Origin of the sequence: Catenovulum agarivorans DS-2 (genome assembly GCF_000568405.1) — a bacterium.
Classification (GTDB): Bacteria; Pseudomonadota; Gammaproteobacteria; order Enterobacterales; family Alteromonadaceae; genus Catenovulum; species Catenovulum agarivorans_A.
Map to the genome: position 1 here is coordinate 32577 of NZ_ARZY01000011.1, position 18509 is coordinate 51085.

Consider the following 18509-nt stretch of genomic DNA (forward strand, 5'->3'; position numbering starts at 1 on the left):
AGTTATCATCCTATCAAGCCAATAGATTAATATTGACCAAATATGATCACAAAAGTTAAAATAATGACTCCAATTGTTATTATTAAGGAAATTTTTGTGAAGTTTTGGAAATGTACATTAAGTACTTTATTAGCATGTTCTATCGTATCATGCGGAGGTTCAGGGAGCTCTGATGAGAGCAAGTTGTCAAATTCAGATATTCAGCAGGTTAAAGCTGAACTAGCAAGCTTGGGATACACCGACTTTTCTAATCTTACCCAGCAGCAAGTAGAGCAATTGCAAACCGCTCTGCAAAATCAAGGCTTTAACTCTTCCGAAATAGATAAACTGTTTGTTGCTTTAAATGTAGGTACACAGGCAGATGAACAAGAAAGTGATAAGGCTTACGTAACTGATGTTATCGAACCCAATTTATTCGGTTATTGGCAAAATGAAACGCGGGACAGATATCTAGTTGTCGGTAATTCCTCTCTAGTCGAATATGTAGACATTGGCGGATGTTACCAAGCAAAGCCATACAATGTTTTGGCGAATCAATCAGGACAATTGTCACTTGAATCAGTTGTAGATGATACTGTAAGCTCAGCAGCTTTTGCCCTAGACGGTGCATCTATATTAGCCGAACTGCCGGGTGCAGGGACGCAAACTTACTCATCTGTTTCAGCTATCCCACATGGCATGATTGGCTGTTCAAATACAAATTCGGTGTTGGTAGATATTGACTTTAGAGCCTTACCACAATCCATTCGTAACTCAGATACGACATACAGGATAGTGGTCTTTTTTGATGTAAATCGAAATGATAAATTTGATGTAGGTGATTTTAACCTAATTTTTGTCAAGCGTTCATCGTCCCGTTCAACTAGTACTTATTTACAAGTTCCAAGTGACTTAAGCGCTACCGTTTCTATTGTAAATGAATTTTCGGACCGCTTATCCAGCCGCTCTACCCCTAACAATGCTATCCCCGCGTTAATTTCCGGCAATCGATTGTCTTTACAAGCAAATACAAAACAAGCGGCTTTATTGCAGTACTTGTCTACGACGACACCTTTCAAAGTAACAGCAAGCTTGGATTACCCATCACCGGAAAGAACACCGTATCCAAATATGACAATGCAAGATGAAGGCCCTTGGTTATGGGCAGAGTCAAGCATAAAACATACGGATAGCTACCCAAGCGAGGGTTATGCAGATTTTACAGCAAGTGTTTATCAAGATGATTTAAACGACCAAACTGGCGAGTCAGGTTGGGTTGACATAGAATCAGTCACTATCTCATTTAATTAGTGTTGAGCTACGCAGAGCCGCAACTGCTTTGCGTAGCCCATTAGTCAACAGGCAACCCTGTGGAAGGATCTAGTTTAATTATCTGCTCCGATAGAAGCCGAATTTGAATTGTTTCTGGCAGAGGCTGAGCACTTGGTGTTAAGCCAAAATAGTTTCGGCCTTTTTTTGTATTTTGATAATGTTGATAAACCCGTTTGGCAGGCAACGCAAAATCGTAAAAAGCAACTTCGTCAATCACACCTGCATAAGCCTCCTTTGCACTATTTGGTTGGTTAGGTGAGTTACCAATATTGGCTAATCCTGAGCCACCACTAAGCATTTTCGAACCAGCTGGATACTGGTAGCTGGCTAACATTTTTCCATCTAAATATATGGCTTTCAGGCCCGATTTAACATCATATGTTGCAACTACGTGATGCATTTTTCCGTCTTTAAGCTGGGCTAAAGTTGGCCTGCCATCTACCCCATCCAGCGGCAATTTAAGTTCGTGATAGCCCTGGCCAAGAATATACAAACCAAAACTAAGTGACTCATCAAACTCCCCTGCTGGTCTTAAATTAGTTTTGCCGTGATCGTTTTGAAAACTCAACAGCATTCTGTGGTCTTTGTCAGTTTGGTCTTTACGAAATATCTCGTCCATTTCACCAAAACGGCCATTTTTCGGCCCTTCGCCGCTATATTCAGGGATAATCAGTGCTTCAATGGTTACGCCATCCGTTACTGCAAAACTGCCCGAAGCTGGCACAGTACCGCCGCCGCTACCTACGTTTATCCGTGCATCTTTACTATTGTCAAACTCAAATGCGCCCGCACCAACTAAGCCTTTAATTCGTTTTGCGCCCTTGCTGACGATCCCCGTTGCGTCACCAGAAAAATCGATCGCTCTGTCATTACTACCGTCAAATGACCAATAATGTTTTGGTCGCCAGCGTTTTGGTATCAATACAGCCCTGCCTTGCGCCTGAATAGTTGGCTGGTAGTTTGCCAAGTCTATTTCCACATTATCGCCGTTACTATGAATGGTAAAACCATCAGCAAGCACAATAATATTATTTTTGGAATTAGCTTCTATAACAACACTGCCCGCTTTTAATTCAATTTCAGTTGCATTGTAAAGCTTAAAACTTGATTGCTCTGCAAAGTGTAAAATGTCGCCAGACAACAACTTTACTTGGGTTGCTTGAATATTTTGATAATCGCCAGGTGCAAGATGGCCGTTTTCTATTTTGCCTAACCCATTAATTTGTAACTGGCCAGATAAAATATGCGCTGGGGCATTATTATAGTTGTCGTTTTTTAGAAACTGCAGCAAAACAACAACGGATAAAGGGATAATAATAAGCGCCGCAATAATAATGGGCCATATACTGTTATCTGATTTACTGCTTGATGATTGATTGAATGCCGTTGGTTGATTTGTACTAGCCGGACTATTCTCAAGTGGTGGTTGTGCGCCACTATTGGTTGGACGCACGATAACTTCATCGACCATCATGCGTCGCCGAACGACTTCAAAATTAGGGACAACTTCGGACGACATTTGCACATGTAGTTCGATGTATTCTTGATAAAAGCGCTGTGCCTGTGGATTACCTTTTAGTAATACATCTAGTTTTGCCATTTGCTCTGGCGTAGCACTTTGATTACAAACACTGTCTGCTATGTCGCGTATATCAGAAAATTCATCGGTTCTATTCAAAACATTCCCTCACGCTTTTTGCGATCAACACAATCAAACAGTTTTTTACGTAATTTATGAATTGATTTTCGCACACCAAAAATAGACCGACCAGTGTTGTCTGCTATTTGTTGCGCATTTTGGTTTTCAACATAAAAACCTTGATACAAACGCTGATCTGACTCTGATAACTGGGCACGACAGCTTTGTAGTACATTCCATCTTTGTTCTGAACTTTGTGAATAGTCTGCATTGGCAACAAGCTCGTTTAACACCTCATCACTCAACCCGACTAATGATTTATTATTGCGTCTATAAGTACGTACGCAATTAAATACAATTGCGTTTGACCATTTGGTAAAGCTAGTGCCAAGGGTAAACTTGTCAAATTCACGCCACAATATAGTGCTGGTTTCTTGAAAAATATCATCAGCAGCAGCTTTGTCGCCAACAAAAGCATAAATGTAGGCATAAATACGTTTGCGCTCAGCTTCAAACAAGGCTAAAAACTGAGCAGAGTTATCCACTAGCTCTGTGCCATTATTGTTTTCGGCAATTTGTGTTGAACATAACGCGGGTTTATTCATCACTGCATCTATTAATCGACAACTTCAGTATTTATAACAACTAATGTAAATAATTGCTACATACCGTCATTTGGTTATTTTGCTCTGCAAAAAAGCCTTGAATGAAACATGTCCAATTCAAGGCTTTTCACCTAAGCTATTTGAATATGTATCTTCAAATAACAGTAAGTATACATAATGCTTTGTATAAGCTATTGATTAATTTTTTACAACTCGTGCCGCTTTTGGGCCATCATAATCGTAAGTAAACCAATCAACATCTATGTAACCCGCATCTTCATCGGTTTTTTCATTCCAACTGAAGAAACCTAAACGGTCACCAGTCCATTTACCGAAGGCAATTGTAAATACAGGGCCAAATGCATAATAGTTTTTACCATCAAAGCTATACTCATAAGTTGCTTTGTTACGAGCATTTGAAGTACGCACATACAAATCATTACCGTTTAATTCAGGTCCCATGGTCTTGTTGCTCATCTTATCCATGTAGAATAAGTGTTTGCTACCGTCTTCTTTCATTTCCACGCCGAGTAGGTTGAAAACACCACCGTAGCGAACAAAACCAGCTAACTGATTTGGTTTCATACCTGAGATATCAAACTTGGCTATGGCTGTACCTGTGGTAATACCCATCATACGTTGGCTTAAGGTATTTGGCGCGCGCCAGAAATCTGAATCTGAACCATCGTTATTAGTCCATTCATTAATTTTTGGACCATGGTTATTGTTGTTTGGTAAAACCTTGCTAGCCTTCAAACGCAACCAACCTGGGCGCTCTGTTAACGACCAGTGCGTATCACGTGGGTTATGATTCCACTCCCACTGCGCACCTAACTTGTCAGAAGAAAAATCATCGTCTGACGATGGTGCTGTTATTGGGTAACCATCAATTGGCTTTCTATGACGCTTAACAGGTTCACCTATGCCATCACCATCTTCGTCAAATCCTATAATTGGCCAACCATCAACCCAAGTAACAGGTTGTAAGTTTTGTGGGCGTCCTTGGAATGGAATATCGTCATTTTGAATCAGCTGATGCATATACCACCAAGAGCCATCAGGCGCAGTCATAAAGCCACCTTGGCTAGCACTACGATGGCCAAACTCTTTGCCTTTTTCCATTATGGTTTTTACTTCGTAAGGGCCATATATACTTTCTTTTGAACGAAGTATTAACTGTTTTCGGTCATTTTTCGGGTTTTTAACACCAGGTTTGGTTGAATAATCACCCATAGTCCATTGCGCCATAGTGATATACCAAGTGCCATCAATCTTGTATATTTTAGCCGCTTCGGCACCCATACCTGTGTAAACTAATTTACCTTCATCTAGGATCTTAGTACCGTCCCAGCTCATTTCATAAATATAGTTTTCATTACCTTCAATTTTATTTTCTGGGCTCTTATGCTTTAAACCCGTGTTGATGATCACATAAGCTTTTTTGGTGTCATAGTCAAAATACACACCTGGATCATCTAATACTTCTTCATGCGGCAACATCATAATTGGCTCGCTCCATGGGCCTTCAATGTTGTCAGCCATGGTCACCATCAAACCATTTTGGTAATCAATTTGATAAACGTACCATTTACCTTCATGATAAACGAGATCACCCGCCCAGGTACCAAAAGAATAGCCATTCATACGATCCCAGTCGTATTCAGGTGCCCAAGATAATTTGGGGAATGCATGACCAACATTTTCCCAGTTAACCATATCTTTTGATTTTAATATTGGCATGCCTGGCGACATATGTTGTTTAGACGTGATCATGTAATAAGTATCACCCACTTGCTCGATATCTGAATCTGGATAATCGGCATTTAAAATTGGGTTTATATAGGTACCATCACCTTGATCACCAAAACTACCTGTTTGCGCTGGAATGATGGTTTCTGATGCTTGTTCAGACGCCACTGGCTGTTGAGACTCGACTTTAGTTTCGGAGTTACAACCCGCTAAAACTGCGGCAATTGAAAGTCCTAAAAATTTTTTAGACAACTTCATTGTGAATATCCCATATGTTAAGAAGATGCTAAATAATATCGAACATAAACAATTTTGTACAGTTATGAATACAAATGACTGAGTATGATTTATTATACCTAACATATGTTATTTAACCCTACCCATAATTTTGAGTGGGGCAGAAACAATAAAGCCCCTAGCATATAGCTAGAGGCTTTGGCACAGGGACACACTTACTTACATTCTGTATTGCACACCAACGAAATATCGCGTGCCCGAATATTCAATTCGGTTATACGCTTCACTTACCACACGTTGTTCAACATATGGTTCGTTGGTTAAATTTAACGCTTGAAACTTCAGTTTAAAGTTCTTGTTAATTTTGTATGATGCACTTAAATCAACCGATTTCGTGTCATCGACTATACGATTAGTTTGCGCCAAATTATTACCAAATGGTTTTAAGTACTCAGAACGATATTTATAAGATAAACGAACTGAAATATCGTCATTTTCCCAATAAAACTGGTTGGTAAAGTTGTGCTTAGACAAGCCAGCTAAGTTTGCAGGTACTGTATTATCACGGACATCTTGTGTAACGTTAGATCCAGACTCAGGTGTTTCAAAATCAGAATCTGCATAGTTATAAGTTGTTGATAAACCGAAACCGAAATCAAACTTATGCATCACGGTTAGCTCAACCCCCTTGATAGACGATTCTTCGCTTTGTACTTCAGGAATACCTTGTACCAAAGTATTGTATTGCTGACCATCAACCGTAATGGTTTCTTCTTCTGCCTTGTTACCAAATTTCGCATTGAAGGTTTTGTAATATAAAGCGGCTGAGAGCATAGTGTCAGATTCATGATACCAACTTAAGTTAATATCGTAGTTGTTTGACTCAATCGCTTCAATGTACGGATTACCTTTTGCTTTGACTTTATTTTCTAATGCTTGCTCAACCGTAGTGAACTCTTCTTCGCTACTTGCACTACCAATATCTCGCCCTGCCCCCATGTACCACATGTCAGGTCTTGATATACCAACAAAAGCCGCACCGCGTAAAATTAAATCATCAGCTAACTCTAATGATAAATTTAAGCTAGGTAGCACATTGCTATAAGAGTTTGTGTAAGGGGTGTATTCAAGGTTATCGTTTGATTCAAACGAAACAAAGCCAGTTACTGGATCGGTCACAACATTGTAGCCATTGCTAATACCAAGTGAACTCACATCAGTCTTAACATGACGCAAACCAACATTACCAGTTAAATATTTATCACCTAATTCTGTTGCGAAATTTGCAAGCGCGTAAATTGAACGGATATCCTCAGTCAAGTTAATATCAGCCGCATCCGGTGCTTGTGGATCTGGTTGAGTGCTTGTATCAAATAGAGCATGTGCACAATGGGTATCAAACGTTGCCCACGAAGTGACTGGACTATTAGCGTCATCACCATAATCTTTTTGCGCCCAATCAGTTTGGCATGACGCTTTAACTTGCTCCAAAATCGGCGTGTCTGTATTCAGCGCATTCTTGTGCGTAACTCTATGTGCTGCATAGTTTTTATGCTTGTGACTTGAACCTGCTAAACCGAACTTCACCGAGGTAAAGAAGCCTTCATCAAAGGTATAGATACCGTCTAACCTATGGCTGTTAATAGAGTCTTTAATGTCGTAGCGTTCAGTTCTAGCTTCATAGTTTGCGTCAAAGAAGCTCAAATCTTGGATTTCACTTAACCAGTCAACCTGACTACCTTCAGGGTCGTCTTTATCAGTGTAAACACGCGCAATATCAGGGAAAGCTTCGCTACCCATCACTTGCCATTGAAAGAAATGTCTATCGCTTCTAAAACGCACAAAGTGCATAGTTTGCCATCTGTGCGTACCTGAATAAGCAGCATCGGCAATAACTTTTAAATTGTCTGTAGCTTGCCATTCAACATTAATGCCCGCACCTTTATACTGTTCATCACGAACTCGATAATCACCATAACTGCTAATCCGCGACTCACCACTATATTGGGTTAATGCATGTTGGTCGTTTGTTTGCCAATCGTGAATTCGACGACGACCATCATCAAAGTACAAATCATGTCTGTCTTCGTAGTAATTTCGATCAGACCATTGGCCATCAACATTAATATCTAACGAGTCATTCGGCTGCCACTGCAATGCAACAATGGCCGCATCACGTTTTTCTTCAGACTCCATTTGACGATAATAGAATAAATTTGGGATAAAATAGTAGTCGCCATCAACCGCTGCGCCGCCATTGGCCGCTGCATTGCTATCTTTAAAAGAACAGTTACTTCCACCATCTTTTAAATAATCAGAGTTACAGTTACGTAAGGTTGAGCTAGTGTTATAGCTTTCTTCTGGCGAACTTGTTCGTGCACCTGCATAACCAATTGCAAAACCAAAATTACCTAAACTCGTACCTTCAAAATTTTTGGTGTATGAAATGGAATTACGTTGGCCAATGCCATTATCATCGTTAAATTTTGCTTGGTAAGGATTGTAGTTCAGTTTAATTTCAGCTTGTAATCTGTCTTTACCATAATCTAACGGTTTAATAGTCGCTAAATCAATTAAGCCAGATACACCGCCCTCTAATAAATCAGCAGTTTGTGCTTTATACACTGTTACACCGTTGACCAACTCTGATGGGAATTGGCTAAACGCAACCGAGCGATTGCCGCTACCTGAAGAAATTGCACGGCCATTAACCGTTGACATCCCTAAAAATGGACCTAAACCACGAATTGAAATTTCACTGGCGTTACCTTTAAAACGATCGCCGGTAACCCCGGTAATACGCTCAAGTGTTTCGGCAACCGATAAATCAGGCAAGGCTCCGATGTCTGCGGTTGATAAAGAATCGACAATTGTTGGTGCAGCACGTTTTTCGTTAATTGCATTACGATAAGACTGAGCGATACCGCTCACAGAGATAGTTTCAATTTCTTCTGTTTGCTCGCTCTCAGCTGCCACCGCAACGGGTGTCAGCAACATGCTTAACATGCTCGCAAGCACTGTTTTTTTGCTGATAAATTTTTGTTTGGAAAATTTAATTGCTTCGTTCATGTGTAGTACCTGTGTTGTTAATTACCCACTTAATGGCAGGTGGCCTTACCAATATAACAAATAAACAACATATAACAACATTAAAATTAAAAAAAAGAAAATAATGAACTACTAAAGCAACAATGTGATTAGAAAAAATTTAAAATGAAGGTTTAAGCAAGTAAAAAACAAACACAGGTAAGGCCACCCTACAATATAGATCAATTTATATTCAGCTAATAGATACCAACGCCCTAAATCTCAGCCTCCGCAACTTAATAAATTTTAGGTATCAATCTTTTACTCATCAGCCTTTTCTTAGCAAAACCGATAGAAACGTTAAAAGCGGAGTTGATGTGTTAATAAAACGCCTAATTATTTTTTTGTTGTGTATATGCTCGTACGCAGTTGCCGCAAACTCATTGCAACAGCAATTTGAGCAGCCCAGTGCACAACATAAACCTTGGGTATTTTGGTATTGGATAAATGGCAATGTCACAGCTGAAGGCATAAAAGCTGACCTACAAGCCATGGCCGATGCAGGTTTAGGCGGTGTGTTGCTAATGCACATTAACGAACATGAAGTGATACCCGCAGGGCCTGTACGTTTTTTATCCGACGAATATCAAGCTTTGTTAAAACTCACCTTTGAAACCGCCGCAGAGCTGGGTTTACAAGTTAATTTATACAATGGTGAAGGTTGGTCGGTTGCGGGCGGCCCTTGGATAACACCAGAGCTTGGCATGAAAGAACTAGCGTGGAGCGAGTTGAATATCACAGCAAACACCAAGCGCATTCAATTTCCTAAACCGCATGCACCACTTGGCTTTTATCAAGATATTGCCACTCTAGCTTTCCCAACCCCCAAAGGTTTTATTGAGCCCAACTTTGTCGATTTAGTGAATAAAGTGACGGTTTCTGGCGAAAAATGGTATCAATTTAGCCAAACCGACAAAGTGATTGATGGCGACTGGAATACGGATGTTAAGCCAACTGTAGATGCCGACACAGGCGAAACTTTTATCAAGCTAGATTTCAAACAAGACTACACCTTCAGCAACGCATTTGTGAAGTTTGCCGCCTACGGCATGATGGGGCGCAATTACTTAATGGTATCGGACGATGGCGAAAACTATCGCGAAGTGGCGTTTAGTAAACGTGGTCAAATTTACGATGATATTAGCTGTTTTCAATTTGAGCCTGTTACCACCCGCCATGCCAAAATTGTTTTTAAACCAACTGACAATAAATTGTTATATACCGCCATGCCCAAAGTTAAGGTGTCGGTACGCGAAATAGCCCTAGACAACCGCCCACGTATTGATAATTGGTGCCAAAAAGCCGCGCATGCGTTTCCATTTTTTATGCCTGAAGCTGAAAGACAAATTGCACAACCAACACTCGCTAATCTCAGCAAAAAGCACGGCAATAACAACAGCAGTATAGATTTCAACTCAATCATTGATGTCAGTGAATATTTAACCGCGGATGGCAAACTTAATTGGACACCACCAACTAGCTCTGCTAATTCAGAGAAAGTAGACAACTGGACAATTGTGCGTTTTGGCATGTCATCCACCGAGGCAATCAACCGTCCAGGCTCAAAAGGTGGTGAAGGTTTAGAAGTAGACAAAATGGATGAGCGCGCGCTTGATGTGCATTTTGCTAACTACTTAGCAACCGCCAAAAAACTAGCAGGCGATCAAGTAGGTAAAGCATTTGCCAGCACCCATGCCGATAGTTGGGAAGTTGGCCGACAAAACTGGACACAAAATTTTGCCAACGAGTTTAGCCAAAAACGTGGGTATTCGCCGATTAAATATTTACCAGCGACTTTGGGTTACCAAATAACCAGCTCACAAGCTGGCGAACAAACCAGCGAGCGTTTTTTATGGGACATGCGCAAAACCATGGCAGACTTAATTGCCGAGCGTTTTTATGGCGGTATGACTAAACGCGCCAATGCGATGGGCATTAAATTTTCAGCGCAATCGATGAAACCTTTTATTGATAACCTATATGCGCTTGGCCAAGCCGACATCATTTATGCCAACAGTGCATTTAGATCGCTTAATCCAAAAGACAATATTAAAAACCAAGAGTTTGCTTATTTAACTGCCAAAATGACCGCATCAGCTGGCTCAATTTATGGCAAACCTGTACGCTCTGAATCCTTTACCTCTTTGCCAGAAGCCAACCGCTGGTTAAGTCATCCACTCACCTATAAATCACAAGCCGACACCGACTTTGTGGGTGGCGTCACTTTAGTTACTCACCATTTATTTACCCATCAACCTTGGACCAATTTACAACCTGGCATGACCTTAGGCTATTGGGGATTGCATTTTGAACGTACCCAAACTTGGTGGCATGAAATTAATGCTTGGAATAGCTATGTACAGCGCAGCCAAGCACTATTAAGCCAAGGCCAACCTGTGTTTGATGTGCTGCATTTATTAGGTGATGACTCTTCCACTAAATTCGACCGCGAGTTTGTTTATAACACCCTCCCTAAAGGCCACGACTTTGAGTTTATTTCGACTCATGGGTTGTTGAATGTGTTGTACGTTAACAACAATAAAAAATTGAGCTTCGCCACAGGTCGAGAATATCAAATATTGTCGTTAGCTGATGACATCAGCATGCGCCCACAAGTGTTACTAAAACTTAAACAGTTGCTTGAGCAAGGCGCAGTTATTGTTGGTAAAGCACCGCAATTTTCACCCAGCTTAGCCAATGCACAGCAAGCAGACCAACAAGTTAAGCAACTCGCCAACCAAATTTGGGGTGGTCAATATAACCAGCAAGTATTTGCCAGCCTACCAGAGGCTTTTGCCCAGTTAAACATTCAGCCAGACGTGCGTATAACAGGCACAGATAATCGCATTATTTGGCGCCATCATCAGCTTAAAGAGCAGAACAGCCATTTCTATTTTGTCAGCAATCTTGAGCAATCAAAAACCACAGCCAAGCTAGACTTTAGAACAACAGGTAAAGTGGTTGAATTGTGGGATGCCATGTCGGGTAAACGCCAACGTTTAACTGATTATTCCGTTAGCAATGGCCGCACGCAAATTGAGTTTACTTTTGAACAAGCACAATCATTTTTTGTCGTGTTTAGCGACACAGCAAGCACCATTGAAACATATCAGCAAGCGCCGCTCGCACCAGTTCAGAATATTCAAACACCTTGGCAGTTAGACTTTATCAAAGGTGCGCAGCAGCCCGAATCAGTTGTGTTAAAGCAACTTATCGACTTAACCGAGCATCCAACTGACGATGTTAAATACTTTGCCGGTACAGCTCGCTACCAAACCGAATTCACTTTTAAAGGTAGTGTTAATCCACAAGCACAATATTTCTTAGATTTAGGTCAAGCTCATCAGTTTGCCCGCGTATATATCAACGGCTACAACCTAGGCGTGCAAATGTGGGCACCGTATCAGTTTGATATCAGCCAATACCTAACAACCGGAACAAATCAACTAATAGTAGAAGTCACCAACCTTTGGCCAAACCGTTTAATTGGTGATGAGCGCCAATATTCTGATTCAGCTAAATGGAAACAAAATGGTTATCAAGGCTGGCAACTGCTTGAATTTCCTAACTGGTTAACAGGCGCAACACCACAACAACCAGGTGAGCGCAACACGTTTGCGACTTGGAAACACTGGGACAAAGACGACCCATTAATGCCATCAGGCCTGATTGGCCCAGTACAAATATTGACGCGCGAATGAGGGAAATAACAATGAAAAAGTTCAAATCTTTAATCATATCCACGGCTATCGCGGGTTTATTAAATACTGTACCTAGTGTGGCAATGGCGCAAAACCAAAGTGGTGCGACTGAGCTAGAGCAAGCCTTTAAAAACCCAGCTGATCAAGCTAAACCTTGGGTCTATTGGTTTTGGATGAACGGCAATTTATCTAAAGAAGGCATAACCGCCGATTTAGAAGCCATGAGCCGAGTTGGCATTGGTGGTGCCTTGATAATGGAAGTGAATTTTCGCACCCCCGCAGGCAAATACGCTTATTTAAGCGATGAATGGCGCGAGCTATTCAAATTTGCCATGAGTGAAGCCAAACGCCTAAAGCTAAAAATAATCAAAAACAATGATGCAGGTTGGACAGGCAGCGGCGGCCCTTGGGTTACGCCAGACAAATCGATGCAACAGCTCACCTTTAGCGAAATGGTTGTAGAAGGAGGTGGCAAATTTGATTTAAGTTTGCCGATGCCGCCACACAATTTAAATCACTATCAAGACATTGCGGTTTTTGCAGTACCAGCCAAACCGGCTTTACCAACCAAGCTGTTAGAAATTACCACCAGTGGTATAACCTACCCTGGCGCTAGCTTAATCGATAATAAGTTTGCAAAAGCCGTTACTGCAAACGACATTAAAACCAAAAAACATTGGATTTTGTTTGATTACAAACAGCCAGTCGAAATTCAAGCCATGACCATAGTGCCGAAAATACAAAGCCGTGGCGAAGTATTTGGTGAACTATTAGTGTCGAACGACAATAAAAATTTTACCAAAGTAAAAGACTTTTATATCGCGCATAAAAGTGAGCGCGAAGCGTTAACTTTTGCACCTGTTACCGCACGCTACTTTCGAATTAACTTACGTGGTCAAGGGTTAGATCCCCAACCGAAAAAGCCCAAATTTAACTTTTGGAAAGTTGAAGATTTCCCAGAAGTGCATCTACATATTTCTGAAATTCTCTTTCACAATACGCCAAGATTAGACTCATGGGATGAAAAGGCGCTGTTTGTCTACTCCAATGCCAAAGCACCTGAATTTGGTCAAACAAACAAAGCGCCTGAATTTATAAATATAACCCAACACCTAACCCAAGATGGCCGTTTACAGGTTAGCTTACCTAAAGGCTATTGGAATATTTTGCGTATTGGCCATACCTCAAGCGGACAAAAAAATAATCCACCACCCAAAGCTGGTGAAGGGTTAGAAATTAGCAAACTCAACCCACAAAAACTTAAATTTCATTTCGACAATCTGATAGGAAAATTAGTTAAAGATGTCGGTCCGCTGGCTGGTGACACACTAATGGGCACTCACATAGATAGTTGGGAAGTTAAGTTTGATAACTGGGATGACACCCTGCCAGCTGAATTTAAACAGCGCACTGGCTACGACATGATACCGTTTTTACCAGCCACAGTCGGTCATATCGTTAAAAGCGAAGAAATAACCGAACGGTTTTTATGGGATTTACGCCGCGTGATGGCGGACGTAGTCGCAGATAACTACTATGGGAAAATGCGCACATTAGCCGCTGAGCATGGTATGCAATTGTCATCAGAAGCCTATTTATATGGGCCACTTGATAGCCTGCAAGCGGCTGGCCGTACTGACATTCCAATGAACGAGTTTTGGACAACCGACGATGGTTACGAAAAACCTGGTTATAGTGCGCGTCAAGCGGCATCAGCTGCCCATACTTATGGCAAAAAAATTGTTGCCGCTGAAGCTTTCACAGCTGTGCCATTTAGTGCCAGCTGGAGTAATCATCCATACACTTTAAAAGGCTTGGGCGATCGCATGTTTGCCCGCGGCACCAACCGATTAGTCTTCCATCGTTGGGCAATGCAACCTTGGACAGATCGCTGGCCAGGCATAACCTTTGGCCCTTATGGCTTTAATTACGAGCGCACCTTAACTTGGTTTGAACAAAGTAAAGCTTGGTTAACTTATTTAAGCCGGTCACAAGCATTATTACAAAGTGGTCAATTTCAAGCGGACTATGCGGTGTTTGTTGGCGAATCAGCCCCATACGATATCGCCTCGTTTCACGACAAGGTCAAAGTTAAAGGTTATAACTACGATTACCTCAATCAAGAAATTATTCGTCAACTGCAGTTTAAAGATGGCCAATTAGTGTTGCCAACTGGCATGCAATATAAGTTGTTGGTGCTTAAAAATAGCTCAGTGATGACAGAAAAAACCATTAAAAAACTGGCAGAGCTGGTTAAACAAGGCGCTGTTATTTTGGGTGAAAAACCGCAAGGTTCACCCACCTTAGTTAACTACCCGCAATCTGATGTAAATGTACAAAACATTGCAAATAAACTTTGGGCAAATTACCAACAAGGCCAAGCTGGATCTAATACTTACGGTAAAGGCAAAGTGTTTTGGCATACAGACATAAGCCAAGTTATTCAGCAACTTAACTTAACCCCAGATGTCGCATTTAACCAAGCCGGACAAAATATTGAATGGCTGCACCGCCAAACTAAAGATGCGGACGTGTACTTTTTAAGTTTGTTTAAAGCACAAGCAAAAGGAGTTGAAGCCACATTTCGTATCAGTGGCCGCCAACCAGAATTTTGGGATGCGTACACAGGTGACATAGTTAAACCTGCAAAATGGCGCGCCAATGACAACGGCACAACCACAGTGTTTTTTGACTTAGAACCAAGCGGTTCTATTTTTGTGGTTTTTCCTAAACATAACCACAAAATTGCCCATGCTCAGGGCGGTGAAAAACCACCTGTGGTCAGTGTGCAACCACAAACAGGCATCAAAACCATTATTAAAGGTACTGATCATAAAACTTCTGTGACGGCTCAAATATTCAAGTCGGGCTCATACCAAATTAATTTGGCAGAAGGCCAGCAACAAACACCTGTCAGTACAACTATCAATGCAAAAGTGCCAGCACCAATTAATATCAATACACCTTGGCAATTGTCCTTCCCTAACCAATTCGCCTACAAACAACAGTTACCACAAACCCAGACGGTTAAAACACTAAAATCATGGCCTGAATTTAACGATAACAAAGTTAAATATTTTTCAGGTACAGGCGTTTACACCACCACATTTACAATCGACTCATTTTCCAAAGAGCAAAAACACTTGCTTGATTTAGGTAATGTGCAAGTGATTGCCGAAGTAATAGTTAATGGCGTTGAACTAGCGACCTTGTGGAAACCACCGTATCGCGTGGATGTATCCGAGGTTTTAAAACCAGGAAAAAACCAGCTAGAAGTGCGCGTAACCAACCTTTGGATCAACCGCATGATAGGCGATGCCGCCTATCCTGATTTATTTGAACGCACACCTATGGGCGGCTCAAAAGGTTTTCCTGACTGGTTGTTAAACGGTGAACCAGTGCCAGAAACAGGCCGCACCACCTTTAGTACTTATCACCCATACCAGATAAACGATCCGCTCCAGCCATCAGGATTAATAGGTCCGGTAAAGCTGATTCCGTACATAGAGCAAACCTTATTAAGCTCGAAAACACACAACACAAATAACAGGTAACCAGATGTTTGATTTATTTCAAGTACAAGAAAACCCATTTACCGGCGTATTGTTTCACGCCGTTGGTGGTTTAGCGGCGGCGAGTTTTTATATTCCGTATAAAAAAGTCAAAGCTTGGTCGTGGGAAATTTATTGGATGATAGGCGGCTTTTTTAGCTGGATTATCGCCCCTTGGGCTTTGGCTATGCTGATTTTGCCACAAACCCCACAAATACTCGCGCAAGCGTCAACCTCCAGTTTAGTTTGGACCTTTAGTTTTGGATTGCTCTGGGGTGTGGGTGGTCTCACTTTTGGTTTAACCATGCGTTATTTGGGCATAGCGCTAGGGTATTCAATTGCACTGGGCATAAGCGCAGTTATCGGCACACTGGTGCCGCCTTTGTTTGAAGGCAAGTTGTTATCTATTGCTGCGACTCAATCCGGCCAAGTGATGTTACTCGGGGTGTTTATTTGTTTAGCGGGCATTGCGCTAGGCGGTAAAGCGGGTACCAATAAACAAAATGAATTATCCGATGAGGACAAAAAACAAAGTGTTAGTGAATTTCATTTTGGCAAAGGTTTAGCGTTAGCACTTTTTTCAGGCGTAATGAGCTCGTTTATGGCATACGCCTTTGCCGCTGGTAAACCCATTGCTGATATTGCAGTTGCTCAAGGTTCACCGAGTTTATGGCAAAACTTACCAGTATTAATTGTTATTTTAGCGGGCGGTTTTGTAACTAACTTTATTTGGTGCGCCTATTTAGCCACTAAAAATAAAGCGTGGTCACAATTATCTTCTGCAACGGTTCACAACCCAAGACTAGTCAATATTTTATTTTGTGCGCTCGCGGGTGTCACTTGGTATATGCAGTTTTTCTTTTATGGCATGGGCACCACCATGATGGGCGAATACGAATTCTCAAGTTGGACGCTGCATATGGCCAGCATCATAGTTTTTAGCACACTATGGGGCTTAGCATTAAAAGAATGGCAAGGCGTTAGTGCGGCGACACAGCGTTGGAATTTAGCCGGATTAGCCGTGCTTATTTTAAGCATGGTCGTGATTGGTTGGGGGAACACACTAGCAGGATCAGCTGCCGCTCACTAAACCTGAACGGCCTTTTGTTTCGAACTCTTTGTTGGAAGTGCTCATTTGTACATACAAACTCCGCGCTTGTGCCTCGATTTCGAACCAAAATTCTCGTTCAAATAAAACAACAAACAAGATAAAGGGTTAAATATGAAAACAGGTTTATTTTCAATAGGTTTAGACACCTACTGGCCGCAATTTGACGGCTTATTAGATAACTTAAATGGTTACCACAATCACATCAGTGAGCAAATAAAAGGCATGGGCGCCGATCTAGTGGATGCTGGCATGGTGGATACCCCAGAAAAAGCGCAAGATGCGGCAAAATTATTTAAAACTGAAGATGTAGAAATCATCTTTTTGTTTATCTCTACCTATGCTTTGTCATCGACAGTTTTACCTGTAGTGCAAAAAGCTAAAGTACCAATTGTAATGCTCAATATTCAGCCTGTAGCTCAGCTAGACTATGAAAAATTCAACGCCATGGGCGATCGCGGCAAAATGACAGGCGTGTGGTTAGAACATTGTCAGTCGTGTTCATTACCCGAACTTGCTTGCGTATTTAACCGCGCAGGGGTTGATTACCATGTAGTGTCTGGCTATATGCAAGAAGACTACGTATGGCAAGAAATTAACGACTGGGTAGATGCAGCAAAAGTTTCGATGGGTATGCGCCAAAACCGCGTTGGTATTTTAGGCCATTATTACAATGGCATGTTAGATGTTTATAGCGACTTAACTCAACAAGCTGCCGCTTTTGGTAACCATTTCGAAATATTAGAAATGTGCGAACTGTTTGATTTGCGCCAAGCAGTAACTGCCGAAGAAATCGCTGCCAAAATTAACCAATTCCATGAGAAATTTGATGTATCTGACGAATGTGAGCAATCAGAGCTTGAGCGTGCAGCACAAACTTCAGTTGCGCTGGATAAGCTAATCGCCAAACATAAACTCGGCTCAATGGCCTATTACTACGAAGGCTCAGGCGAGTATGAAAATATCGTTACCTCAGTAATCGCAGGTAACACGCTTTTAACTGGAGATAATACGCCGATAGCCGGTGAGTGCGAAATTAAAAACGTGCAAGCGATGAAAATTATGGACTTATTTGGTGTTGGTGGCTCGTTCTCTGAGTTCTACTTAGCTGATTTTAAAGACGATGTCGTTTACCTCGGCCATGACGGCCCAGCCCACTTTGCAATAGCCGAAGGTCGTGTTGGCTTAGTGCCACTGCCAGTTTATCACGGCAAACCCGGCAAAGGTTTGTCTATTCAAATGACTGTTAAACATGGCCCAGTAACGGTTTTATCTGTGGTCACACGGCGCGATGGCAGTGTGTTTTTGCAAGTGTGTGAAGGTGAGTCAGTTGCAGGCCCTGTTTTACATATCGGCAATACCAACAGCCGCTACAAATTCCCTATGGGTGCGCGCGAATTTATGAATGAATGGTCACGCGGCGGCCCATCACATCATTGTGCCATTGGTGTTGGCCATATTGCTGACAAACTTGAAAAGTTAGCCGCCATTTTAGCTATAGACATTCGTCGTTTAAGCTAA

9 protein-coding genes are annotated in these 18509 nt (G+C 41.6%); 5 read left to right on the forward strand and 4 right to left on the reverse strand.

Annotated features, from left to right (window positions below; genetic code table 11):
* Positions 1–96: 96 nt before the first annotated feature.
* Positions 97–1290: a hypothetical protein gene (locus DS2_RS07715; protein WP_152537565.1), complete on the forward strand. Its 1194-nt coding sequence runs from the start codon at positions 97–99 to the stop codon at positions 1288–1290.
* A gap of 40 nt (positions 1291–1330) precedes the next feature.
* Here DS2_RS07715 and DS2_RS07720 read toward each other — a convergent pair whose 3' ends face one another.
* The 4 genes from DS2_RS07720 to DS2_RS07735 all read right to left on the reverse strand — a co-directional run bounded on the left by DS2_RS07720 (position 1331) and on the right by DS2_RS07735 (position 8610).
* A complete protein-coding gene (locus DS2_RS07720) occupies positions 1331–2989 on the reverse strand; it encodes a LamG-like jellyroll fold domain-containing protein (protein ID WP_035014138.1) in 1659 nt (552 codons plus the stop codon).
* Positions 2986–3555 (reverse strand): sigma-70 family RNA polymerase sigma factor, encoded by a 570-nt coding sequence (locus tag DS2_RS07725; RefSeq protein ID WP_035014140.1) that lies wholly within the window; start codon positions 3553–3555, stop codon positions 2986–2988. The genes DS2_RS07720 and DS2_RS07725 overlap by 4 nt, the downstream gene beginning before the upstream one ends.
* A gap of 198 nt (positions 3556–3753) precedes the next feature.
* Positions 3754–5562, reverse strand: a complete 1809-nt coding sequence (locus DS2_RS07730; RefSeq protein WP_035014142.1) for a glycoside hydrolase 43 family protein — start codon at positions 5560–5562, stop codon at positions 3754–3756.
* Between the two features lie 198 nt (positions 5563–5760).
* Complete coding sequence (locus DS2_RS07735) at positions 5761–8610, reverse strand: TonB-dependent receptor (protein ID WP_035014144.1); 2850 nt, start codon at positions 8608–8610, stop codon at positions 5761–5763.
* A gap of 335 nt (positions 8611–8945) precedes the next feature.
* On the opposite strand from DS2_RS07735, the gene DS2_RS07740 reads away from it, so the two are divergent.
* The 4 genes from DS2_RS07740 to DS2_RS07755 all read left to right on the forward strand — a co-directional run bounded on the left by DS2_RS07740 (position 8946) and on the right by DS2_RS07755 (position 18509).
* The gene (locus tag DS2_RS07740) at positions 8946–12329 is read left to right on the forward strand and encodes a glycosyl hydrolase (RefSeq protein ID WP_035014146.1); all 3384 of its coding nucleotides are present in this window, start codon (positions 8946–8948) and stop codon (positions 12327–12329) included.
* 11 nt (positions 12330–12340) lie between these two features.
* On the forward strand, positions 12341–15883 hold the full coding sequence (locus tag DS2_RS07745) for a glycosyl hydrolase (protein ID WP_035014147.1): 3543 nt from the start codon (positions 12341–12343) through the stop codon (positions 15881–15883).
* A gap of 4 nt (positions 15884–15887) precedes the next feature.
* Entirely contained in the window at positions 15888–16970 is a 1083-nt protein-coding gene (gene rhaT / locus DS2_RS07750; RefSeq protein WP_035014148.1) for an L-rhamnose/proton symporter RhaT, read from the forward strand.
* A 132-nt stretch (positions 16971–17102) separates the two neighbouring features.
* Complete coding sequence (locus tag DS2_RS07755; RefSeq protein ID WP_035014149.1) at positions 17103–18509, forward strand: L-fucose/L-arabinose isomerase family protein; 1407 nt, start codon at positions 17103–17105, stop codon at positions 18507–18509.